Source organism: Acidimicrobiales bacterium, assembly GCA_041394245.1.
GTDB lineage: Bacteria > Actinomycetota > Acidimicrobiia > Acidimicrobiales > Aldehydirespiratoraceae > JAJRXC01.
In genome coordinates, this window is record JAWKIR010000002.1 from 553215 (window position 1) to 574370 (window position 21156).

The 21156-nt window shown below is 68.1% G+C and carries 23 protein-coding genes; 17 read left to right on the top strand and 6 right to left on the bottom strand.

Annotated features, from left to right (window positions below; translation table 11 throughout):
• The first annotated feature begins 10 nt into the window (after positions 1-10).
• The 4 genes from R2707_02760 to R2707_02775 all read left to right on the top strand — a co-directional run bounded on the left by R2707_02760 (position 11) and on the right by R2707_02775 (position 4487).
• On the top strand, positions 11-1210 hold the full coding sequence (locus R2707_02760; protein MEZ5243990.1) for an MFS transporter: 1200 nt from the start codon (positions 11-13) through the stop codon (positions 1208-1210).
• Complete coding sequence (locus R2707_02765; protein ID MEZ5243991.1) at positions 1207-3438, top strand: hypothetical protein; 2232 nt, start codon at positions 1207-1209, stop codon at positions 3436-3438. The genes R2707_02760 and R2707_02765 overlap by 4 nt, the downstream gene beginning before the upstream one ends.
• A 95-nt stretch (positions 3439-3533) precedes the next feature.
• Positions 3534-3737 (top strand): cold-shock protein, encoded by a 204-nt coding sequence (locus tag R2707_02770; GenBank protein ID MEZ5243992.1) that lies wholly within the window; start codon positions 3534-3536, stop codon positions 3735-3737.
• Between the two features lie 171 nt (positions 3738-3908).
• A complete protein-coding gene (locus tag R2707_02775; protein ID MEZ5243993.1) occupies positions 3909-4487 on the top strand; it encodes an HD domain-containing protein in 579 nt (192 codons plus the stop codon).
• Between the two features lie 24 nt (positions 4488-4511).
• Here the strand turns inward: R2707_02775 and R2707_02780 are convergent, their stop codons facing one another.
• Positions 4512-5459 (bottom strand): nucleoside hydrolase, encoded by a 948-nt coding sequence (locus tag R2707_02780; protein MEZ5243994.1) that lies wholly within the window; start codon positions 5457-5459, stop codon positions 4512-4514.
• A gap of 29 nt (positions 5460-5488) precedes the next feature.
• Entirely contained in the window at positions 5489-6523 is a 1035-nt protein-coding gene (selD, locus tag R2707_02785; protein ID MEZ5243995.1) for a selenide, water dikinase SelD, read from the bottom strand.
• A gap of 63 nt (positions 6524-6586) precedes the next feature.
• Between selD and R2707_02790 the strand changes: the two genes are divergently transcribed.
• The 5 genes from R2707_02790 to cobO all read left to right on the top strand — a co-directional run bounded on the left by R2707_02790 (position 6587) and on the right by cobO (position 11150).
• A complete protein-coding gene (locus tag R2707_02790) occupies positions 6587-7657 on the top strand; it encodes a nitronate monooxygenase (protein MEZ5243996.1) in 1071 nt (356 codons plus the stop codon).
• A gap of 205 nt (positions 7658-7862) precedes the next feature.
• Positions 7863-8723 carry an ABC transporter substrate-binding protein gene (locus R2707_02795; protein MEZ5243997.1) on the top strand — a complete coding sequence of 287 codons (861 nt, stop codon included), beginning with the start codon at positions 7863-7865 and terminating at the stop codon, positions 8721-8723.
• Complete coding sequence (locus R2707_02800; GenBank protein MEZ5243998.1) at positions 8723-9796, top strand: iron ABC transporter permease; 1074 nt, start codon at positions 8723-8725, stop codon at positions 9794-9796. Before R2707_02795 ends, R2707_02800 begins: the two co-directional genes overlap by 1 nt.
• Positions 9793-10569 (top strand): ABC transporter ATP-binding protein, encoded by a 777-nt coding sequence (locus R2707_02805; GenBank protein MEZ5243999.1) that lies wholly within the window; start codon positions 9793-9795, stop codon positions 10567-10569. Before R2707_02800 ends, R2707_02805 begins: the two co-directional genes overlap by 4 nt.
• Positions 10570-10577: 8 nt before the next feature.
• Entirely contained in the window at positions 10578-11150 is a 573-nt protein-coding gene (cobO, locus tag R2707_02810; GenBank protein MEZ5244000.1) for a cob(I)yrinic acid a,c-diamide adenosyltransferase, read from the top strand.
• 3 nt (positions 11151-11153) lie between these two features.
• Here the strand turns inward: cobO and dusB are convergent, their stop codons facing one another.
• The 3 genes from dusB to R2707_02825 form a co-directional block, all read right to left on the bottom strand.
• A complete protein-coding gene (gene dusB / locus R2707_02815) occupies positions 11154-12341 on the bottom strand; it encodes a tRNA dihydrouridine synthase DusB (protein MEZ5244001.1) in 1188 nt (395 codons plus the stop codon).
• 89 nt (positions 12342-12430) lie between these two features.
• On the bottom strand, positions 12431-12583 hold the full coding sequence (locus R2707_02820; GenBank protein MEZ5244002.1) for a hypothetical protein: 153 nt from the start codon (positions 12581-12583) through the stop codon (positions 12431-12433).
• The gene (locus tag R2707_02825) at positions 12580-13182 is read right to left on the bottom strand and encodes a Maf family protein (protein ID MEZ5244003.1); all 603 of its coding nucleotides are present in this window, start codon (positions 13180-13182) and stop codon (positions 12580-12582) included. The genes R2707_02820 and R2707_02825 overlap by 4 nt, the downstream gene beginning before the upstream one ends.
• Positions 13183-13314: 132 nt before the next feature.
• Between R2707_02825 and R2707_02830 the strand changes: the two genes are divergently transcribed.
• The gene (locus R2707_02830) at positions 13315-14475 is read left to right on the top strand and encodes a hypothetical protein (GenBank protein MEZ5244004.1); all 1161 of its coding nucleotides are present in this window, start codon (positions 13315-13317) and stop codon (positions 14473-14475) included.
• Positions 14475-15194 carry an SOS response-associated peptidase gene (locus R2707_02835; GenBank protein ID MEZ5244005.1) on the top strand — a complete coding sequence of 240 codons (720 nt, stop codon included), beginning with the start codon at positions 14475-14477 and terminating at the stop codon, positions 15192-15194. Before R2707_02830 ends, R2707_02835 begins: the two co-directional genes overlap by 1 nt.
• On the opposite strand, the gene R2707_02840 is transcribed toward R2707_02835, so the two are convergent.
• Entirely contained in the window at positions 15181-15582 is a 402-nt protein-coding gene (locus R2707_02840; protein ID MEZ5244006.1) for an HIT family protein, read from the bottom strand. The two genes, R2707_02835 and R2707_02840, sit on opposite strands and share 14 nt — an antisense overlap.
• 29 nt (positions 15583-15611) lie before the next feature.
• Here R2707_02840 and R2707_02845 point away from each other — a divergent pair, with 29 nt between their 5' ends.
• Genes R2707_02845 through hpt form a run of 6 tightly spaced genes read left to right on the top strand, consistent with a single transcriptional unit; the run spans position 15612 to position 21147 of the window.
• Positions 15612-16244 carry a CDP-alcohol phosphatidyltransferase family protein gene (locus R2707_02845; protein MEZ5244007.1) on the top strand — a complete coding sequence of 211 codons (633 nt, stop codon included), beginning with the start codon at positions 15612-15614 and terminating at the stop codon, positions 16242-16244.
• Positions 16245-16263: 19 nt separating this feature from the next.
• Positions 16264-18750, top strand: coding sequence for a sugar phosphate nucleotidyltransferase (locus R2707_02850; GenBank protein MEZ5244008.1), 2487 nt, complete (start codon positions 16264-16266; stop codon positions 18748-18750).
• A 41-nt stretch (positions 18751-18791) separates the two neighbouring features.
• Positions 18792-19172 (top strand): glycine cleavage system protein GcvH, encoded by a 381-nt coding sequence (gene gcvH / locus R2707_02855; protein MEZ5244009.1) that lies wholly within the window; start codon positions 18792-18794, stop codon positions 19170-19172.
• 2 nt (positions 19173-19174) lie between these two features.
• Entirely contained in the window at positions 19175-19645 is a 471-nt protein-coding gene (locus tag R2707_02860; GenBank protein MEZ5244010.1) for an FHA domain-containing protein, read from the top strand.
• Between the two features lie 18 nt (positions 19646-19663).
• Positions 19664-20581: a MerR family transcriptional regulator gene (locus tag R2707_02865; GenBank protein ID MEZ5244011.1), complete on the top strand. Its 918-nt coding sequence runs from the start codon at positions 19664-19666 to the stop codon at positions 20579-20581.
• 2 nt (positions 20582-20583) lie between these two features.
• Positions 20584-21147: a hypoxanthine phosphoribosyltransferase gene (hpt, locus tag R2707_02870; protein ID MEZ5244012.1), complete on the top strand. Its 564-nt coding sequence runs from the start codon at positions 20584-20586 to the stop codon at positions 21145-21147.
• Positions 21148-21156 lie beyond the last annotated feature (9 nt).

Sequence of the window (21156 nt, forward strand, 5' to 3'; positions counted from 1 at the left end):
GCGTCGCCGCGTGCCAGCGCCAGATACTGGAGGGGCGGTTCCCCTTCGGTCCGATCCCAACATCCCGTACTACGCCGTCACGGCCGTCCTCACGATGGGCTACGGCTCGGTCTTCACGCTGTTGGCCGAGTTCCGCACCGAGTTCGGGTTCAGTGAGAGCCAGCTCGGACTGATCGCCAGCGCCGGCTTCCTCGCCGGTTTCGTCGCGCAGGTGACCCTGGCGCCGATGGCCGACCGGGGCCGGACCGCCCAGATGATCAGGTTCGGCGTCGCCCTGGCATCGGTCGGCATGGCCGGAATGATCGTCGCCGACGAGCTGTGGATGTTCGTGGCGTCGCGGGTGGTGTTCGGCCTCAGCACCGGCGCTGTCGCTCCCGCCATGCGACGGTTGCTCATCACGCGGGATCCCGCCGCGGTGGGAACGACCCTCGGTCGACTCACCGCCTTCGACATCACGGGTTTCGTGCTGGGCCCGGCCCTGTCCGCGGTGCTGGTCGAGATCGGAGGAATCCGTCTGCCGTTCATCGTGCTCGTCGCCTTGAACCTGCTCCTGCTGGGGTGGGTGAGCCGACTCGATCTGCGGACACCTCCGGGCGACGGCGTTCGCCGGGCCACATTGCCGCTGCTGCGCATTCCCGGCATCCAGGCTGCCATGTTCGCCGGCGTCGCGTTTTTCCTGACGCTGGCCTACTTCGAGGCGACATGGGCGCTGCTGCTCGACGACAACGGTGCCGAGACCTGGTTGATCGGCGTGTCGCTGAGTCTCTTCACGATCCCGATGATCGTGTTCGCGCCGACCGGTGGCCGCATGGCGCAGGCCCGCGGACATGCCGCAGTCGTGGGCTGGTCGATCGCCGTAGCTGCCGCGTGCACGCTCGCCTACGGCTGGGTCGACGTGTTGTGGATCCTGCTGGCGGTCTCGCTCGTGCACGCCATCGCCGACGCCTTCACCATGCCGGCGAACCAGGTCGCCGTCGCGACCGCCACGCCGCCGGAGCAGCTCGCGGCCGGACAGGGCTTGTTCAGCGCAGCCGGGACGCTGGTCTCCGGGATCGTCGCCTACGGCGCCGGTGCGCTCTACGAGACCGAGGGCCCCGAGTTGCTCTTCACCACCGCCTCGGTTGCAATGGTCGTCTTCCTCGGCCTGTCGCTCTGGCGACACCGTTCGGCCCCGGCGGTTGCCGCCCCGCACACGGAGAGTGTCTCATGATCGATCGTCGCCAGTTCCTCGTCGGAGCCACGTCCCTCGCCGCGCTCACGGCATGCGGCGGAGGCGAGAGCGGGAGTCCTTCGTCGTCGACGACACTGCCGGGTTCCACCACCACGACCGGGACGGCGACGACGACCACCGCCGGGGCGGCGGCACCGACGGGGCTGCCCGCGCCGGGAACGGCAGGCCTCGTCGACGAGGCGTTCTTCCAATCACAGGTCGACGCGTATCTGGCCCACGCGACCGCATCGCCCCGGCCCGCCTCGGCGTCGGGCGTCGCCGTGCAGCTCGCCGCCGCGCGCCGCGACCCGGACTACACATGGGACATCGGCGCGGTGACGGTCGAGGGGTTCGCCGATCGCTGGACCCAGATCGACGAGTGGCGAGACACCCGCGACTTCCAGTTCATGTACTTCAACTGGATCCTCGCGCTGGGCCAGGGCGACACCGACATGACGCGGATCGATCCCGCGGTGATCGAGGCGATCACCCCGCGGGTCCTCGCGAACCGGTACCGCTACGACGATCCGCTGCCCGAGGACCGCATCGATCATCTCTGGTACTGGTCGGAGAACCATCGGATCATCAACCTTTCGAACGAGCTGCTCGCCGGTCAGTTCTTCCCCGACGAGACCTTCGCAGTGACCGGCCTCACCGGCAGCGAACACGCGACGCGGGCACGACCCGAGATTCTCGACTGGATCCACGAGCGGGCCCGCTTCGGCTTCTTCGAGTGGCACTCCAACGTCTACATGGCGAAGAACATCACGCCCCTGCTCTCGCTGGTCGAGCTCAGCGACGACGACGAGATCGTCAACGCTGCCGCGATGGGCCTGGACCTCTGCCTCGTCGACATGGCCGCCCACTACCACCGGGGTGCGTACGTGGCGCCCCATGGGCGGACCTACAAGAAGGACAAGATGACCGCACGCGACGAGGACACCTACGACGTCGCCAAGCTCCTCTTCGATCGCACGCCGACGCCGTACGTCTCCGTCGACAGCACCTCGGCCACCTACTTCTGTCTGGCCGAGCGCTACCGCCCACCGGCCGTCGCCGTGGCGATCGCCCAATCCGACGACGTGACCGTCACCCGCGAGCGCCACGGCATCCACGTGAACTCGCAGGAACCGATCAGCGACGCGCCGGAGGCACCGTTCGGCTACGACTTCAAGGACCCCGCCAATCTCGCGTTCTGGTGGTCGACCGGCGGGATCGGCCTCTGGCAGATGGCCGAGGTCAGCACGGCCGCAGCCGATGCCCACCGCCTGTGGGACGGCGACGCGTTCACCCAGATCAAGCAGCTGAGCGACATCCAGGGTGGCGACGTCGCAAGGATCGAGCAGTGGGTCTTCGACAACTACATGATCCTCAACCTCGGCGGGCTCGACGAGGCCAACACCTACTCGTGGCGCAGTCCGCAGGTGAGCTTGGCCAGCGTGCTCGACCACCGCAAGGGGCAGATGCGTGACCAGGTCCACATCTGGCAGGCGACGATCGACCCCGACGCCCGGGTCTTCACGACCCACCCGATGACGGGCCTGCCCGAGTCGACCGAGTGGCGCGACGACGGGGGAGAGCCCGGCTACTGGACCGGGGAGGCGTCGATGCCCCGCACGGCCCAGTACGAGCGCACCGCCATCCACATCTACTCGCCGTTGTACGACGAGACCACCGACCCCATCCTCGGGGCGGTCTTCCCCTACCGCGACTACACCCACGCGTACTTCCCGCAGGATCACTTCGACGAGGTGGTCCAGGTGGGGAACTGGACGATCGGCACGAAGAACGGTGGCCACATCGCGCTCTGGTCGCGACGGCCGCCGACCTGGCGGGTGTACGACCCCGCCGTCCACGCGACCAACGAGATGACCGAGCCGTTCGACCTGATCGCCGAAGGCGGTGCCGACAACGTGTGGATCGTCGAGGTCGGCACCGACGCCGACGGTTCCTTCGACGAGTTCGTGGCCGCCGTGACCGCCGTCGAGCCCGTCGTCATCGGTGAGGGGCAGGTCGACGTGTCGTGGACGTCACCGAGCAGCGGCGAGATTTCTTTCGGCTGGGAATCGCCCTTGCTCGTGGCCGGATCCGAGCAGCCGATCTCGGACTTTCCTCGCCACGATTCGCCGTGGGGCACGGTGGAACGGCTGGAGACGGTGCATCGGTGGACGGCCGGAGGCGCCTCGATCGAGCTCGATTTCGACCGCATGACCCGCACGCTGGCGTAGAAGGAATCCGGCCGCGAGGGAGGAATTGGCCGAGCGCGGCATACCGTCGTGGTTGCGCGTTGCGAATTACGCCTCGCGCTTCAAGAAAGTACGTGATTCAAGTGCAAGGCAAAGTGAAGTTCTTCAACGCTGAAAAGGGATTTGGATTCATCGAGCGCGAAGGCGCCTCCGATGTGTTCGTCCACTTCTCCAACATCGCCGGCGACGGTTACAAGTCGCTCGACGAGGGCCAGACCGTCGAGTTCGACGTCGCTCCGGGACGCAAGGGCGAAGAGGCCCAGAACGTTCGGGTCGTCTGATCCAGCCAGATCAATGACGGCGCCGTCGGCCCTCCGGGGTCGGCGGCGTTTGTCGTTTTGCGCCCCCACCGGCCCGAGCGACCGGCAGCGGTCGGGTGTGTCGAGGCCGAGACTCCCGCGGCCTGCGGGTTGTCGCTACGGTGGTGGAACCGCCGAGAGAGGAACCCCGCCATGACGGTCACCGATCCCACCGAGATCGACGCCAACCCCGATTCCTTCCGTCGCATGGACGAGTCGACGGCCGAGCAGTGGGCGCTGATCGGCGAGCGAACGTCGGCCAACCAGGGCCGCGTCGCCGACCGGCTGATCATGCTGCTCGAGTCGTTGGCCCACATCAGCGACGGATTCATCACCGATCAGCTGACCCACTGCCTGCAGACCGCGACGATGGCGGAGCGGGCAGGAGCCGACGAGGAGATGATCTTCGGGGCGCTCTGCCACGACATCGGCAAGGCGATCTCCGTGCCCAACCATGGCGCGATCTCGGCCGAGATGATCAAGCCCTACGTGCGCGACGACGTCTACCAGTCGATCAAGCACCATCAGGACTTCCAGGGCCGGCACTACTACCAGCACTTCGGCGTGCCGACGAACCTCCGTGACCGCTTCGCCGACGAGCCCTGGTTCGGTCTCTGCGAGGAGTTCACCGACGACTGGGACCAGCAGGCGTTCGACCCCGACTACGACACGCTCCCGCTCACGCACTTCGAGCCGCTGATCCGCAAGCTCACTGCAGCCGCCCGGTTCTGACGGACGCGGCCGTCGCCTTCGGCCTCAGGTCAGGCGTTCGACAACGAGATCCACGACGCGCGGGCCGTCGACCGCGGTACACACGTGGACCGGCGGTCGGTTCTTCCAGGCCGGCGGCGTCTCGTCGTCGGTGTCGCCCATGTTCGGCCATGTCTTGCCTCGGCTGAAGCTCTCCGTCTCCACGCGGAGCGGCCAGGCGTGTGTGGTGAACGCGTCGGGGTCGAGAAGGAACGCCACGGTCGACGGGTCGTGCACGAAGATGCCGTCGATGCCGTTGCGGGTCTCGTAGAACCTGCGGTAGTGGGGCATCGCCCCGGCGAGCAGCCTGGCGCCGGCCGACGTGCCGGCCGCGATCCGTTCGATCGCTGCGCCACCCATGTTGACCTGGTGCGTGACGTCGAGCCCGACCATCGTGACCTTCCAGGGCGCGCCGAACACCCGGTCTGCGGCCTCGGGGTCGTTGTTGATGTTCGCCTCGGCCACCGGGGTGGCATTGCCCGGTACGAGGGCGTTGCCCCCCATGACCACGACCTCGTGGACCAGGCCCGGCAGCTCCGGATGTCGATCGAGGGCGAGCGCCAGGTTGGTGAGCGGCCCCAGAGCGAGGAGGGTGACCGCGCCGGGGTCGGTCGCGGCGACGGTGTGGATGAAGTCGGCGGCCGGCTCGGCCACGATCGAACCGGCCGGCGTCGGCAGTACGGCGTCGCCGAGCCCGTTGTCGCCGTGGACCACCGGGACAGGGCCGAGATAGGTTCCGGCGATCGGGGCCGAGGCTCCGGCGGCGACCGGGATGTCGGGACGGCCCGCGACATCGACGAGCGTGAGGGCGTTGCGCGTCGTGACATGGGTTGCGGCGTTTCCGAAGATCGTCGTGAGGCCGACGACGTCCAACTCCGGCGAGGCGAGCGCCATGATGATCGCCATCGCGTCGTCGACCCCGGGGTCCGTGTCGATGAGGACTCGTCGTGTCATCGGCCCGACCGTAGCGCTCGGTCGCCCTGTCAGGAGCCGATGTGGATGAGTCCCCGACCGGAGGCGACCGTGCCGATGGCCGCAGCGTCGTGGCCGGAGGCCCGCAGCTCGGTGATCACACCGTCGGCGCGGGCGGGGTCGACCCCGAACAGCAGGCCGCCCGAGGTCTGGGCGTCGGCGAGGATCGTGACGTCGACCTCGGTGACACCGGAATCGATCCGCAGACGTTCGTCGACCCAGGCGAGATTGCGGCCCGTGCCGCCGGGAACCACTCCCGCTGCCGCCAGTTCTCGGGCGCCGCCGATCACCGGAACGGCACCGATCGACAGATGGAGATCGACCCCCGACTCCTCGGCCATGCGGCCACCGTGACCGAGGAGCCCGAAGCCGGTGACGTCGGTTGCGCCCGTTGCGCCTGCGGCCACGGCGACTTCGGCGGCGGTCGCATTGGTACGGGTCATGCTGGCCACCGCCGCGGCGACGATGGCGGCGTCGGCCTCGCCCCGCTTCAGACCGGTCGTGATGATCCCGATGCCGAGCGGCTTGGTCAGGATCAGCGTCTGCCCGGGCCGGAGGCCGGCGTTGGTCAGCATCCGGTCGGGGTGGACCTCACCGATGACGGCCATGCCGTACTTCGGTTCGGGATCGTCGACGGTGTGGCCGCCCGCCACGACGAACCCGCATTCGGCCGCGATGTCGTGGCCGCCCTGGAGGACGTCGCCCAGCAGGTCGGTCGAGAGTTCGTCGGTGTTCCAGCAGACGAGATTGAGGGCGAGGAGCGGGCGACCCCCCATCGCGTAGACGTCGCTCACTGCGTTGGCGGCGGCGACACGACCCCAGTCGCGGGCGTCGTCGACGACCGGCGTGATGAAGTCGGCGGTGACAACGAGCGCGCGCGAGTCGTCGAGGCGCCACACGGCGGCATCGTCGCCGGTGAGGGCGCCCACGAGGAGGTCGGGACTGTCGGTTGGGGAGAGGCGGCGCACGACCTGCGCCAGTTCGCCGGGGGCGAGCTTGCAGCCTCAACCGGCGCCGTGGCTGAACTCGGTGAGTCGACGAGCCATCGGGGAGACCTCCTCTCGATCCTGGGTGTCTGGCCCCCGCACCCTAGGTCGTAGGGTGAGGCAATGAGCGCGTCCACCACCGTCGATCCCCGCCTCCAGACCCGGGCCACCGAGCTCTTCGGGGTCGACTATCCGATCGTGCAGACGGGCATGGGATGGGTGGCGGGGCCTTCGCTGGTCACGGGCACGGCCAACGCCGGCGGTCTCGGCATCCTGGCGGCCGCGACGATGACCTTCGACGAGATGGTCGCCGCGATCGCCAAGGTGAAGTCGCGCACCGACAAGCCGTTCGGCGTGAACCTGCGCACCGACGCCGCCGACGTCGAGCAACGGGTCGACCACCTCATCGCGCAACAGGTGAAGGTCGCATCCTTCGCCCAGGCCCCCCGACCCGACATGGTCAAGAAGCTGAAGGACAACGGCGTCGTCGTCGTGCCGACCGTGGGCGCTCGTCGCCACGCCGAGAAGGTCGCCGAGTGGGGCGTCGACGCGGTCCTCTGCCAGGGCGGCGAGGGTGGCGGCCACACCGGCAGCGTGCCGACATCGCTGCTGCTCCCGCAGGTGCTCGACGCGGTCGACATCCCGGTCATCGCCGCCGGCGGATTCCACGACGGGCGCGGCCTCGCCGCAGCACTCTCGTGGGGGGCCGACGGCATCGCCATGGGCACTCGATTCCTCCTCACGGCCGACAGCAAGGTGCCCGACGAGGTCAAGGCGGTCTATCTCGAGACACCGGTGACCGGAACCGTGGTGTCCACCGCGATCGACGGTGCCCCCCAGCGGGTCATCCGGACCGAGGTCATCGACAATCTCGAACGAACGGGGTTGCTCCAGCTCCCGCGGGCCGGACTCAATGCACTGAAGTTCCGCAAGCTGACCGGTACCTCGATGCGCGACCTGCTCACCGAGGGCCTGGGAATGAAGAAGAACCAGGACCTCACCTGGGCCCAGGTCGCGATGGCGGCCAACGCAGCGATGCTCACACGGGCGACGATGGTCGAGGGCAAGCTCGAGGTCGGGATCCTGCCGACCGGACAGTGCGTCGGCGTCGTCGAGGACCTGCCGACCTGCGCAGAGCTGATCTCGCGCATCGTCGCGGAGGCGTCCGAGCGCTTCGACGCCGTCTGCGCGTAGGATCCACACGTTCGTAGGAGCGAAGTCCGGTGTGAACCCGGCGCTGTCCCGCAACGGTGATGTCCGGCCACCTCGGTGGCCGGAACAAGTCCGGTCGCCTCCGCCGGACAGACACGAACCGACCCTCGAGGAAGGGACGCTCGTGCGGATCGGACCCCCGCCTTTTCGCTCGTGCAAGTGACCTCGAGCCACAAGGAGGAATCCGTTGAAGAAGCTCAGCACCATGCTGCTCGCGTTCGCGCTGCTCGCGTCCGCCTGCGGCGAGGACGACGCGCCGGCCGATGCCGGCGCTCCGACCGTCGACCGCATCGTCTCGCTGTCGCCCACGGCGACGGAGATACTCTTCGCCATCGGCGCCGGCGATCAGGTGGTCGCGGTCGAACAGTTCTCGAACTATCCGGAGGAGGCACCACCCGGTGAACTCGACGGATTCACCGTGAACGTCGAAGCCGTGGCCGCCTACGAACCCCAACTCGTGATCATGCAGTCGAACCAGGCCTCGGCGGAGCTCGAGGCTCTCGGGATGACGGTCATCGTGCAGGATTCGCCGGCCGACATAGACGGCATCTACGCCCAGATCGAGGAAGTGGGCGCCGCGACCGGCCACGTCGACGGCGCCGCCGCCGTCGTGCTCGACATGCAGACCCGTCTCGCCGAGTTGGTCGCCGAGGCGCCCGACGCCGAGGGCATAACCTACTACCACGAGCTCGGGACCGACTACTACAGCCTCAACAGCGAGTCGTTCGTGGCCCAGATCTACGCCCTGTTCGGCCTGGTCAGCATCGGCGACGACGCCGAAGGCGATGCGTTCGCCGGATATCTGCCGCTCTCCGAGGAGTTCATCCTCGGCGCCGACCCGGACTTCATCTTCCTGGCCGACACCATCTGGGCCGCACAGACGGCGGAGACCGTCGCAGCTCGTCCGGGTTGGTCGGACCTGTCCGCCGTCCGCAACGGCGCAGTGATCGAGCTCGACGATGACGTGGCCTCCCGCTGGGGTCCCCGGGTCGTCGACTTCGCCGAGTCCATCGCGGATGCCCTGTCGACGGTGACGGCGCCCGCCTGATGGTGCTCGGTCTGCGATCCGCCGAGACGCGTGTCGGTGCTCCCGAGGGAGCTCGACTCGGGTCCGGCGCGGTCGCGGCCGGGATCGTGGCGGTTCTCGCGGCGAGCTTCGCGGGAATGACCATCGGCCCGCTCGACCTCTCGGTCGGCGAAGTCCTCCGTCAACTTCTCGACGGGCTGCCGTGGGTCGACCTCGACTCCGGGCTCTCCACGACCGAGGCGGCGGTGGTGACACAGATCCGTTTCCCGCGGGTGGTGCTCGGACTGATGGTCGGCGCGACCCTGTCGCTGAGCGGTGCCGCGTACCAGGGGGCGTTTCGGAACCCGCTCGCCGACCCTTACCTGCTCGGCATCGCCGCCGGCGCCGGTCTCGGCGCAACGATCGCGATCACCCAGGGACTCGGCGACGGGTCCGGTGTCTTCGATCCGGTGCCCCTCGCGGCCTTCGCCGGCGGGCTCGGTGCGGTCTGGCTGTCCTATGTGGCGGGCCACATCGGCGGACGCTCGACGGTGACATTGGTGCTCGCCGGCGTGGCGGTCGCCAGCTTCCTCACCGCGTGCCAGACCTACGTCCTGCAGGCGAACAGCGACGTGATCCGCGAGGTGTACACGTGGATACTCGGGCGAATCGGCACCTCCGGGTGGAACGAGCCGGCCCTCCTCGCGCCCTACTTCGCCGTCACGCTGGCCGTCGTCCTGCGGTATCGCCGGGCCCTCGATGTGCTCGCGGTCGGCGACGAGGAGGCGGCCTCGCTCGGGGTGAACCCCCAACGGGTGCGGCTCGTCGTCGTCGTGGCGTCGTCGCTCGGCGCCGCCGCGGCGGTCGCCGTCACCGGGCTGATCGGCTTCGTCGGGATCATCGTGCCCCACACGGTCCGGCTCGTGTTCGGCGCGAGCAATCGCGTCGTGCTGCCGCTGTCGGTCCTCTTCGGTGGCGCATTCATGGTCGCGGCCGATCTCGTGGCGAGGACGGTCGTCGAGCCCGGCGAGCTCCCGATCGGCGTCGTCACGGCCTTCATCGGCGCGCCGTTCTTCGCGCTCGTCCTGCGCACCAGCAGGAGGGAGGTCTGGTGACCGCGGCGCTGCGCGTCCGCGACCTCAGAGTGAGCCTCGGTGGTGTCGAGGTCGTGAGCGGACTCGATCTGGATCTGTCGGCAGGTAAGTGGATCAATGTGATCGGACCCAACGGGGCCGGGAAGACCACCCTGCTCCGAGCCGTCCTGGGCGCGCTCGACCATCGCGGGGAGATCTCGATCGAGGGGCTCGACACGGCGACGCCGATGGCCCGAGCACGGCTCGTCGCCTACGTTCCGCAGACCCCGGTGATGCCGCCCGGTGTACGGGTCATCGACTACGTACTGCTCGGGCGGACACCGCACCGGGGCGTTTTCAGTGGCGATTCCGCGCACGACATCGACGTCGCCGCTGCCGTGCTCGAGCGGCTCGACCTCCGCCCACTGGCCGAACGTGAGCTGGCCAGCCTGTCGGGCGGGGAGCGTCAGCGCGTCGTGTTGGCGCGAGCCCTCGTCCAGGAGTCGTCGATCCTGTTGCTCGACGAGCCGACGACATCGCTCGACCTCGGCCACCAGCAGGAGGTGCTCGATCTCGTCGAGGAACTGCGGCGGGAGCGAGGCCTGACGGTGCTGGCGACACTGCACGACCTGACGTTGGCCGCCCGCTACGGCGACGAGATGGCTGTCCTCGCGGCGGGTCGGATCGTTGCCTCCGGTCCGCCGGCCTCGGTCCTCACCGAGGCACTCATCGCTTCGTATTTCAATGCCCGCGTCAAGATCATCGAAGATGTCGACGGGCCGGTCATCGTGCCGCTCGCCGGTCGATCCACTTGAGGAGTCTCATGTCCACCACGGAAGAACCACCCACAGAGGATCCCCGCCCCGACGGCTTGTCGGTTGCGAAGAGTCTGGTGATTGTCAACACCGGCGACGGCAAGGGCAAGTCGTCTGCGGCATTCGGTGTCGCCATGCGGGCCCGCGCCCGCGACTGGCCGGTCGCCGTCGTGCAGTTCCTGAAGTCTCCCGACTGGGTGACCGGCGAGCAGCTGATGGCCGATCGGCTCGGCATCGACTTCTGGTCCCTCGGCGAGGGCTTCACCTGGGACAGCGACGACCTGGCAAAGGACGAGGCCGAGGCCCGGGAGGCGTGGCGGCACGGCAAGGCCGTCGTCGAGGCGGGCGAGCACAAGCTGGTCGTGTTCGACGAGATCACGTACCCGCTGAACTGGGGCTGGATCGATGCCGCGGAGGTCGAAGCGACGTTTCGCAACCGGCCCGCACACGTCTCGCTGGTGCTGACCGGTCGCGACGCCCCGCAGTGGATGATCGACCTGGCCGACACCGTGACCGAGATGGTCAAGACCAAGCACGCCTACGACTCGGGTATCGCGGCGAAGAAGGGGATCGACTTCTGAGCGTCAGCCGCCGCTGACGAGCTGCTCGGCGCCCTTCGGCAGCGCCACCGCGCCGTCGCGGTCGTCGAGCCAGCCCTCGGGCAGGTGCACGTCCTTCGGAGCTCCGTGGTGTCCGCGCACCATCCTCATGCCACCGTCGGGGAACGGGAGGGTGCGGTCGAGGCTCCCGACGAGCTCGCGCATCTCGTCGAGCGAACCGACCTTGTTGAGTCGCCGGCGGATGTCGTTGCCGGTGGGGAACCCTTTGAGGTACCAGCCGGTGTGCTTGCGGAAGTCGCGGATCCCGTGGGCCTCGCCCATCCAGTCGCACAGGAGCTCGGCATGCTCGACCATGCCGTCGAGCACCTCTCCGAGTTCGGGGCGAGCGGGAACGGGACGCCCCTCGAACACTTCGGCGAGGTCTCGGAAGATCCACGGTCGACCGAGACAGCCGCGGCCGACCACCACGCCGTCGGCCCCGGTCTCGCGCATCATGCGGAGGGCGTCGTCGGCCTCCCAGATGTCGCCGTTGCCGAAGACGGGGATCGAGGTGACCGCCTCCTTCAGCTCGGCGATCCGGCGCCAGTCGGCCGTGCCGCTGTAGAGCTGGTTCGCGGTGCGGGCGTGGAGGGCCACGGCCCGGCAGCCCTCGTCCTCGGCGATGCGACCGGCATCGAGGAAGGTGATGGCGTCGTCGTCGATCCCGACCCGGAACTTGACGGTCACCGGCACATCTCCGGCCGCTTCGACGGCCGCCTTGACGATCGACCGGTAGAGCTCGCGCTTCCAGGGCAGCGCCGCCCCGCCGCCGTGGCGCGTCACCTTCTTCATCGGACAACCGAAGTTCATGTCGATGTGGTCGACGCTGCGGCCGTCGTGGCTCTGCCCGTCGACCAGTCGGCGGGCCGCTTCGCCGATCGAGTAGGGCTCGGTGCCGTAGAGCTGGATGCTGCGGGGTGATTCGTCGGGGGCGAAGGCGGCAAGCTCGAGGCTCTTGCGATGACCCTCGACGATGGCCCGTGCCGTGATCATCTGGTTGACGTAGAGGCCGGCGCCGTAGCGGCGGCACAGCGTACGGAACGGTGCGTTGGTCACCCCGGCCATCGGGGCGAGCACGACCGGTGGCCACACCGTGAGTCCGCCGATCTGGACCGCGTCGAACTCGCCCGGTCGAGCGGGCGGCTGCGTGGCGGATGCGACGGGCTCGGTCACGCCGACAGGCTACGAAGTCCAGACCTCCGACGCGTACCGGTCGATCAGCCCGAGCAGCTCGTCGGCGTCGTCGGCGGTGACACGTGGATTCATGAACAGCAGCCGGAAGCAGTTGAGGCCGTCGAGTGGATCGTGTCGGGTGCGCCGTAGGCGAGCACCGGATCGTCGGAGGCGGGCGCTGCGAGCAGCTGCTCGCCCACGCGTGCGACGAGCCGGGCGACCAGATCCGGGTCGGGGATCACTCGACTCGTCCGAAGCCGAGGAGGTCGATGCCGGCGGCGAGACCCAGTTCGTGGAGACGCCGCATCGGGAGCCCGATGACGTTGGAGACGCTTCCGTGCACGTGATCGGCGAAGAGGCCACCGGCGCCCTGGAGGCCGTAGCTCCCGGCTTTGTCATCGGCCTCGCCGGTCGCGATGTACCACTCGATGGTGGCATCGGTCAGTTCTGCCACGTCGACCTCGGACCGCTCGTGACCGCTGGTCGTGGCCCGTGTCCCGTCGGTCGCGACGGTGACCACCGCGATGCCCGTGACGACCTCGTGGCGCCTCCCGGCGAGGCGTCGCAGCATCGCCGCGGCGTCGGCCCGATCGGTCGGCTTTCCGAGGATCTCGCCGTCGAGGACGACCGACGTGTCGGCCCCGATCACCACGGTTCCCGGGCCAGCGACCGCGTGTGCCTTCTCCTGCGCGAGCCGCACGACATAGTCGATCGCGTCCTCGTCGGGTCGCGGTGTCTCATCGATGTCGGCGGCGATGATGGTGAATGCGTCGGTGAGGCGACCGAGGATCTCGCGGCGACGGGGCGAGGACGAGGCGAGGACGAGACGGGGTTCGGTCACCCAGGCAGTCTGTCACCCCGGTGGCGCCACCCACCGTGCCCGCCCGGCGCGTACCCTCTCCCCATCGACGACGACACCTGGGACGCCGAGCGCGACCCCGACGACCACCTGGTCCTCCCGTTGGAGGACGACATGCTCGAGATTCGACCGGACCCGTTCATGGTCACCTCGGGCTTTTTGCGCGCCGGGAACCAACCGAACGTGCCCCCGAACGCCGCGGTCGGGCCGCCGTGGACCTTCGACGAGGCCGATGAACGAGCCCACGAGTTCCTCACCGCCGTCGCCGGTGAGCGGACCATGCCGGAGTATCTCGACGACCCGGTCGAGCACGCCCGAGCCAACGGGCTCATGCTGTTGTTCAGTGACGAGGTGATGGCCTCCTTCGAGACCTATCTCGCCCGCATGCCCCAGCCCAGGGTGGAGGCGTGGCGCGACCTCATCGCCGGCGGCGCGAGTTCCGAGGCCTTCGGCCCGCTCACGCTCCAGGAACAGCTCGACGAACGCCAGGTGGCCGAGGCGTTGCAGAAGGGGCGCAAGCAGCGCACCGTCAACCTCGCGGTCGGCGCGGTCGTTTTGTTGCTGGTGCTCGTCGGGGTCGTGGTCGCCTGGAACACCTTCTTCGTCGAGGAGGCACGGACCGAGGGAGCCTTCCAGTTCACCGGTCAGGACGAACCCCCGGAGGTGGCCGCTAGAAGCGGCGGTCCGCCGATCGCCGTCGAAGCGCTCACCGTTGCGCTCGCCGACCCGGTGTCGGTGGCGGCCGGGTCGGGCGCCGAGGCCGACCGCATCGTTGTTGCTCCGTTCGCCGATTTCCCGTTCACGCCCGGCGAGATCCGAGCGTCGCTCTTCGAGTACGCCGGATCGGGCCATGTGGTGTTCGTCGGACCCGACGGATTCACCGACACGGCATGCCTGCGGGCCAGCGTCGTCACCAGCGATCTCCGACCGCTCGACACCGTCACCAGTGGGCCTTGTGGGCAACCGGTCGGGAGGCCGGCGACGATCGGCTGCCTCGGGCCGGGCGCGGTGCTGCTCGACCTCGAGATCCCGCCCGGCGAAGTCCCCCTGCCCGAAGGCGGGTCCGGGTTCGCCGACGCAGTACGGGTCCAGGTGATCGGCGACGACCCGGCGTACGAGGTCCTCACCCTCCGCGGCACGATCGCAGTGGGCGGCGACGATCCCGTCGTCGTTCCGCGATTCGGTGGTGAGGTCGGCGACGAGATCGAGTTCGACCTGTCCGGCGGGCGGGTCGGTACCTGCACGATCACCGGCGACCTTCCCGGCGGTTCCTGATGTGCGGTCGCTTCGCCTCGACGACGCCGCCCGATCAGCTGGCCAAGTACTTCGGGGCCGAGCTCGTTGAGGAGCGGTTCGAGGAGGGCGCCGGCAACTTCAACGTCGCTCCGACCCAGTCCGTCTTCACCGTCGTCGAGGACGATGGTGTGCGGCGCCTCGATGCGTTCCATTGGGGGTTGGTGCCGTTCTGGGCGAAGGACCCGAAGATCGGCAGTCGCATGATCAACGCCCGGGCCGAGACACTCGCCGAGAAGAACTCCTTCAAGCGCTCGTTCGCCCGGCGCCGGTGCATCATCCCGGCCGACGGCTTCTACGAGTGGAAGAAGATCGAGGGGCGCAAGACGAAACAGCCGATGTACATGAGCCGTGTCGACGGCGAGCCGTTCGCCTTCGCCGGCCTCTGGGAGGTGTGGAAGGACGCGAACCACACCGATCCCGACGGCGAGCCCCTGCGTCTCCACAGCTGCACCATCATCACGGGTGAGCCCAACGAGAAGGTCGCTGATGTCCACGACCGCATGCCGGTCATGTTGCCGCCCGACGCCTGGGACACCTGGCTCGACCGCGACAACCACGACATCGAATCGCTCCAGGCGCTGCTGGTCCCGGCTCCCTCACACCTCATCCGCCTCCATCCGGTGTCGACCGCTGTCAACAACGTCCGCAACAACGGACCGGAACTGATCGAGGAAGCCGATCCGATCAGCGAGAGCTGAGCGCCGCCGAGAGGGCCGCTTGGAGCGCGTCGAGATCGTCCTGGTCGGGATTCGTGTCGGCTTGGCCGAAGTCGAGTGCCGCCATGGAGTTCATGGGGACGACGTGGACGTGCACGTGGGGCACCTCGAAGCCGGCGATCATCAGGCCGATGCGCGCGGGGGAGAGGAGCTCCTTCTGGGCGTTGCCGATCGCGTGGGCGACGGTCATCAGGTGCGCGACGGTGTCGGCAGGAAGGTCGGTCCACTGGTCGACCTCCTGGCGCGGGACGACCAACGCATGGCCACGGGCGAGCGGGCGGATGTCGAGGAACGAGACACAGACCTCGTCGGTCCAGAGGAATCGACCCGGGATTAGGCCATCGATGATGCGGGTATAGATGGAAGCCACGCCGGGATCGTAGGCTGCGAGAGGTGAGCATGGACGACCAGTCGACCAGGACGAGGCAGCTCGGGGTCTTCGAGGACCGCATTCTCACCGTCCCCAACCTGATCTCACTGGTACGACTCGGCTGCATCCCGGTGTTCCTCTGGCTGCTGTTCGAACAGGACGACCGCTTCTCGGCCGCGATCCTCTGGGGGATCGTCGGCGCCACCGATTGGGTCGACGGGTGGTGGGCCCGCCGTTTCGACGTCGTCAGCGAATTCGGCAAGCTGATCGACCCCGTGACCGACCGAGCGGTACTGATCGTCGGCATCCTCGCGGTGGGGATCGACGGCTCCGTGCCGTGGTGGCTCGTGATCCTCACCCTGGCCCGCGAAGTGCTCGTGGCGCTCGCCGGTCTGGCTCTCGGCGCCCTCGGTGCGCGACGCATCGACGTGACGTGGTGGGGCAAGTGCGCGACGTTCGGGCTCTATTTCGCCTTCCCGTTCCTACTCGCCGGGGCTTCCGACATCGCCATCGCCGACTGGTTCCGATGGGCCGGCTGGGTGTGTGCGGTGCCGTCTCTGATCTATTCCTATCTGTCTGCCGCGCAATACATCCCGCTCGGAATCGAGGCGCTGCGTCAGGGCCGCCTCGATCGAGCGGACCGCGCCGGAGTCGACGAATGAGGAAGCGAGGATCGAGACCGTGAAAGCAGTGATCATGGCCGGAGGTGAGGGGACGCGTCTCCGTCCGCTGACCTCGAATGTCCCGAAACCGATGATGCCCCTGGCCAACCGGCCGATGATGGAGCACATTCTCGACCTCCTGAAGCGTCACGGCTTCGACGAGGTGGTCGTGACCGTCGCCTTCATGGCGAACCACATCCGCAACTGGTTCGGCGACGGTTCCGAATTCGGTGTCCGCATGGTCTACGCCACCGAGGAGACGCCACTCGGAACCGCTGGTTCGGTCCGCAACGCGATGGATGAGCTCACCGAGCCCTTCCTCGTGATCTCGGGCGACGTGTTGACCGATGTCGACCTCACGAAGATCGTCGCCGCCCACGAGGAGAAGCAGGCGATGGCGACGATCGGGCTGATCCGCGTCGACAATCCGCTCGAGTTCGGCATCGTGATCACCCGCGACGACGGGTCGATCGAGCGCTTCCTGGAGAAGCCGGGCTGGGGTCAGGTCTTCAGCGACACGATCAACTCGGGGATCTTCGTCCTGGATCCCGAGATCTTCGACTACATCGAGGCCGATCGGCCGGTCGACTTCTCGAGCGAGGTGTTCCCCGCACTCCTGGCCGACGGCAAGGCGCTCTACGGCGCCGTCGCCGAGGGCTACTGGGAGGACGTCGGCAATCTGGAGAGCTACGTCAGTGCCCACGCCGACATCCTCGACGGCAAGGTCGAGGTCGCGATCGACGGCTTCGAGCAGACGGAAGGACTCTTCATCGGCGAGAACGTCCGCGTGCATCCCGATGCGGTCATCACAGGCCCCGGGGTGATCGGCGACAACTGTCGGATCCAGGCCGGTGCCCGCATCGGTCCGTATTCCGTACTCGGCGCCAACGTGCGGGTTCGGGCCGACGCCGACATCGAGCGGTCGGTGATCGCCGACAACACCTATCTCGCCGAGCATGTCAACATCCGCGGGGCCGTCGTGGGTCGGAGCTGTGACCTCCGGGCCGGCGTCAAGGTCGATGAGGGTGCCGTCATCGGTGACGAGTGCTTCGTCGGCGACGGTTCCCACATCGCGTCGGGCGTGAAGATCTACCCGTTCAAGACCATCGAGGCGGGCGCCGCGGTCAACTCCTCGATCGTGTGGGAGACGAAGGGCTCGCGGAGCCTCTTCGGTCGGTGGGGAGTGTCCGGACTGGCCAATGTCGACATCACACCGGAGCTCGTGACCCGGCTCGCCATGGCCTACGGCTCGACCCTCAAACAGGGCGACGTCGTGGTCACCGCGCGCGACTCGTCGCGTTCGGCGCGGATGTTGAAGCGGGCGGTGCACGCCGGTCTCAACGCGGCGGGAGTGTCGGTGCAGGATCTCGAGGTCGTGCCGCTGCCGGTGACCCGCTTCACCACCCGTCGACCGGGTGTGGCCGGAGCGGTGGCGTTGCGCCTCGATCGCAACGATCCCAACAGCATCGTCATCCAGTTCATGGACGCCGAGGGCGCCGACATGTCCGACAACGGGCATCGCAAGATCGAGCGGGTCTTCAACCGTGAGGACTACCGCCGGGTGTTCCCGTCCGAGATCGGCGACATCGACTATCCGCCGAGAGCGGTCGAGCACTACGCCACCGCACTCGAGGCGATGGTCGACCTGCCCCGGATCAGGGCGGCCGAGATCAAGGTCGTGGCCGACTACGGCTATGGCGCGGTGTCGTTCATCATGCCGAACCTGCTCTCGAAGCTCGGTGCCGAGGTCCTCGCCATCAACCCGTTCGCCAGTACGAGCGGTGCCGTCGATTTCGATCCGGTGAGAAACGGCGAGGTCGTCGGCGACCTCGTCACGTCGTCGGGAGCAGGACTCGGCGTGATGTTCTCGGCCGGCGGACAGCTCCTCAGCGTGGTCGACGACGCCGGTCGGCTGCTCGGCCACACCGAGCTCGTCCTCGCCCTGATCGAGCTCCGAGGCCCACTCGATGGGGCTCGCGTGGCCCTCCCCGTCTCGATGACGAGCAAGGCGACCGAGTTGGTCGAATCCCATGGTGGGACCGTGCTGCTCACGCAGACATCGGGCGCTGCCATCATGGGGGCGGCCTCGGAGCCCTTCGTGTGTCTCGCGGCCGACAGCAGTGGCCGCTTCGTCGTCCCTGGTTTCATGCCGGCTTTCGACGCAACGGCGACCTTCGTGTCGTTGCTCGATCTGCTCGCCGCGAGCGATCGCAGCCTGAGCGACGTGGTCGACGGCTTGCCCGAGGTCCACATGGTGACGCGAGAGGTCGTGACCCCATGGGAGCAGAAGGGGGCGGTGATGCGTGTCCTGGTCGAACAATCCAAGGACCGAGAGGTCGATCTCATCGACGGGGTGCGGATCCATCACGACGACGGATGGGCGCTCGTGCTGCCTGATCCCGATGATCCGCTGACGAGGGTCACCGCGGAGGGAGCCGACCTGGCGGCAGCCGAACGACTCGCCGACGAGTACGTGCGCCGGATCGAGCAGCTGGTTCGTCCCTGACCAACGCGCCTGGCCCGAGAGCATGGGTTAGGTTCTCGATCATGAACGTGCCAGAAGGACTTCGATACTCGTCGGATCACGAATGGGTCGCCGTCGACGGCAACCTCGCACGCGTGGGGATCACCGACTATGCGCAGGACGCGTTGGGTGATGTCGTCTACGTGGACCTGCCGGGCAGCGGGACTGCGGTCGCCGCGACCGAGTCCTTCGGCGAGGTCGAATCGACGAAGTCGGTGTCGGAGTTGTACGCCCCGGTGTCGGGCCAGATCGTGGCCGTCAACGAGTCGCTGGCCGACGCCCCCGAGAAGCTCAACAACGACGCCTACGGCGAGGGCTGGCTGATCACGATCGAGATGTCGGACCCGTCGGAGCTCGACGCGCTGCTCGACGCCGGCGCCTACACGGCGATGATCGAGGCCTGACCATGGCTGACCTCGTCTGTCGCGAATGTGGCCACGCGAACCAGTCCTCGGCGAACTTCTGCTCGTCGTGCGGCGCGCCGCTGCCGCAGGGCGACACCACCGGAAATCTTCCGGTCGTCGACATCGATCACGATGGCGCCCATGAGATCGATCGGTCGGCCTTCGGCAAGCACGAAGGGCTGCTCGTCGTGCCCCAGGGGGCCAAGGCCGGAGCCCGCTACGCCCTCGACGCCGACAAGGTGACGGTCGGCCGCCACCCCGACAGCGACATCTTCCTCGACGACATCACGGTGTCGCGACGCCACGCCGAGGTGCGGCGCGAGGGCGCGCGCTACTGGGTGAGCGACGTCGGCTCGTTGAACGGCACCTACGTGAATCGTGAGCGGGCCGACGACCGGGAGCTGGTCGACGGCGACGAGGTCCAGGTCGGCAAGTTCAAGCTCGTCTTCGTGCACGGCACGGGAAGCGCGTGAGCGGGGGAGAGGCGACCCATGGCTGAGGCACGACACCACTCGATCGGCGAAGTCCTGTCGATGCTCAAGGACGAACACGCCGACGTCACGATCTCGAAGATCCGCTTCTTCGAGAGTCAGGGTCTGATCGATCCGGAGCGCACGCCGTCGGGCTATCGCAAGTTCTACGACAGCGACATCGACCGGCTGCGCTGGATCCTGGTGCAGCAGCGCGACCACTTCCTTCCCCTCAAGGTCATCAAGCGGCGGATGGAGGAGCCCGGGTTTGACCCGAGTCTCGACGACATCGTCGTCATCCCCGATGCGCCGCTCCCGGAGCCGACGCTGTTCACCCGCACCGACGAACGCGCGACCGACGAGTCCGAGACGGTGCAGGACATTGCCGAGCCGGAACCCGATGCCGATCCGCAAGCCGATGTCGAGCCGGAACCCGATGTCGAGCCCGAGCCCGTCGTCGACCAGAACGACGACGATGCCGACGAAGATCCGGGACCCGAACCCGTCGAGGTGCCGCCGGCGCCCGCGGTCGCCTCGGGTGATCCGCTCGACACGCCGACCGGATCGGTCAGCTTGTCGGCACGGGAGCTGGCCGAGAGCGCCGGTGTCGACCTGGGCCTCGTGGCCGATCTCGCCCGTCTCGGCCTCATCCAGACCGTGGTCGAAGGCGAGGGTCAGACCTATGACCACGAGGCGTTGGTCGTCGCCAAGGCCGCCGGGGTGTTCATCGCCCGTGGCGTCGAACCGAGACACCTCCGGATGTTCAAGGTGAGCGCCGATCGCGAGTCGGGCGTGCTCGAGCAGCTGGTGAGCGCTCGGTTGAAGAAGGGCGGAGAGACCCAGCGTGTCGCCCGCGCCGAGCTCAACGAGCTCGTCGGCCTCGGAGAGGTGATCCATCGGTCGATCCTGCGTCGGAACTTCGGCAACCAGATCGACTGACCGTGTCGCCCGCCCCCGTCGACGTCATTCTCGATGAATCCGAGATCGCCGCCACGGTGGCGCGCCTCGCCGAGGCCATCAGCGCCGATTTCTCCGACGGGGTCGTGCTGGCCGGGGTCCTGCGCGGCAGTGTGCCGTTTTTGTCCGACCTCGCCCGCATGTTGACCATCCGACCGCTGATCGACTTCATCGCCATCACGCCGTATGCGCCCAACACCGGCCGCGTGCGGATGCTGAAGGATCTCGACATCGACGTCGCCGGGCGCGAGGTGGTCATCATCGAGGACATCGTCGACACCGGTCTGACCACTGCGTTCATCGTCGGTGAGATCAGCCGGCGATCGCCCGAGCGCCTCGCCGTGTGCACCTTCGTCGACCGTCCTGCTCGCCGGGTGGTGCCGGTGCAGCTCGACTATGTCGGCGTGGAGATTCCCGACCAGTTCGTGGTCGGCTACGGGCTCGATCACGAGGGCCGCTATCGCAACGCACGGGTGCTGGCCTGTGCCGATCGCGATCTGCTCGCCGCCGATCCCGATTCCTACGTCGCGGCGTTGTACCCGGCCTAGGGTGGATGC

Bases quoted from the DNA above. Each gene is read 5' to 3' on its own strand.
- R2707_02800 (MEZ5243998.1), top strand. From the start codon at position 8,723: ATGGTGCTCGGTCTGCGATCCGCCGAGACGCGTGTCGGTGCTCCCGAG.
- R2707_02775 (MEZ5243993.1), top strand. From the start codon at position 3,909: ATGACGGTCACCGATCCCACCGAGATCGACGCCAACCCCGATTCCTTC.
- R2707_02765 (MEZ5243991.1), top strand. From the start codon at position 1,207: ATGATCGATCGTCGCCAGTTCCTCGTCGGAGCCACGTCCCTCGCCGCG.
- gcvH (MEZ5244009.1), top strand. From the start codon at position 18,792: ATGAACGTGCCAGAAGGACTTCGATACTCGTCGGATCACGAATGGGTC.
- R2707_02835 (MEZ5244005.1), top strand. From the start codon at position 14,475: ATGTGCGGTCGCTTCGCCTCGACGACGCCGCCCGATCAGCTGGCCAAG.
- R2707_02865 (MEZ5244011.1), top strand. From the start codon at position 19,664: ATGGCTGAGGCACGACACCACTCGATCGGCGAAGTCCTGTCGATGCTC.
- R2707_02860 (MEZ5244010.1), top strand. From the start codon at position 19,175: ATGGCTGACCTCGTCTGTCGCGAATGTGGCCACGCGAACCAGTCCTCG.
- R2707_02780 (MEZ5243994.1), bottom strand. From the start codon at position 5,459: ATGACACGACGAGTCCTCATCGACACGGACCCCGGGGTCGACGACGCG.
- R2707_02845 (MEZ5244007.1), top strand. From the start codon at position 15,612: ATGGACGACCAGTCGACCAGGACGAGGCAGCTCGGGGTCTTCGAGGAC.
- R2707_02830 (MEZ5244004.1), top strand. From the start codon at position 13,315: ATGCTCGAGATTCGACCGGACCCGTTCATGGTCACCTCGGGCTTTTTG.
- R2707_02790 (MEZ5243996.1), top strand. From the start codon at position 6,587: ATGAGCGCGTCCACCACCGTCGATCCCCGCCTCCAGACCCGGGCCACC.
- cobO (MEZ5244000.1), top strand. From the start codon at position 10,578: ATGTCCACCACGGAAGAACCACCCACAGAGGATCCCCGCCCCGACGGC.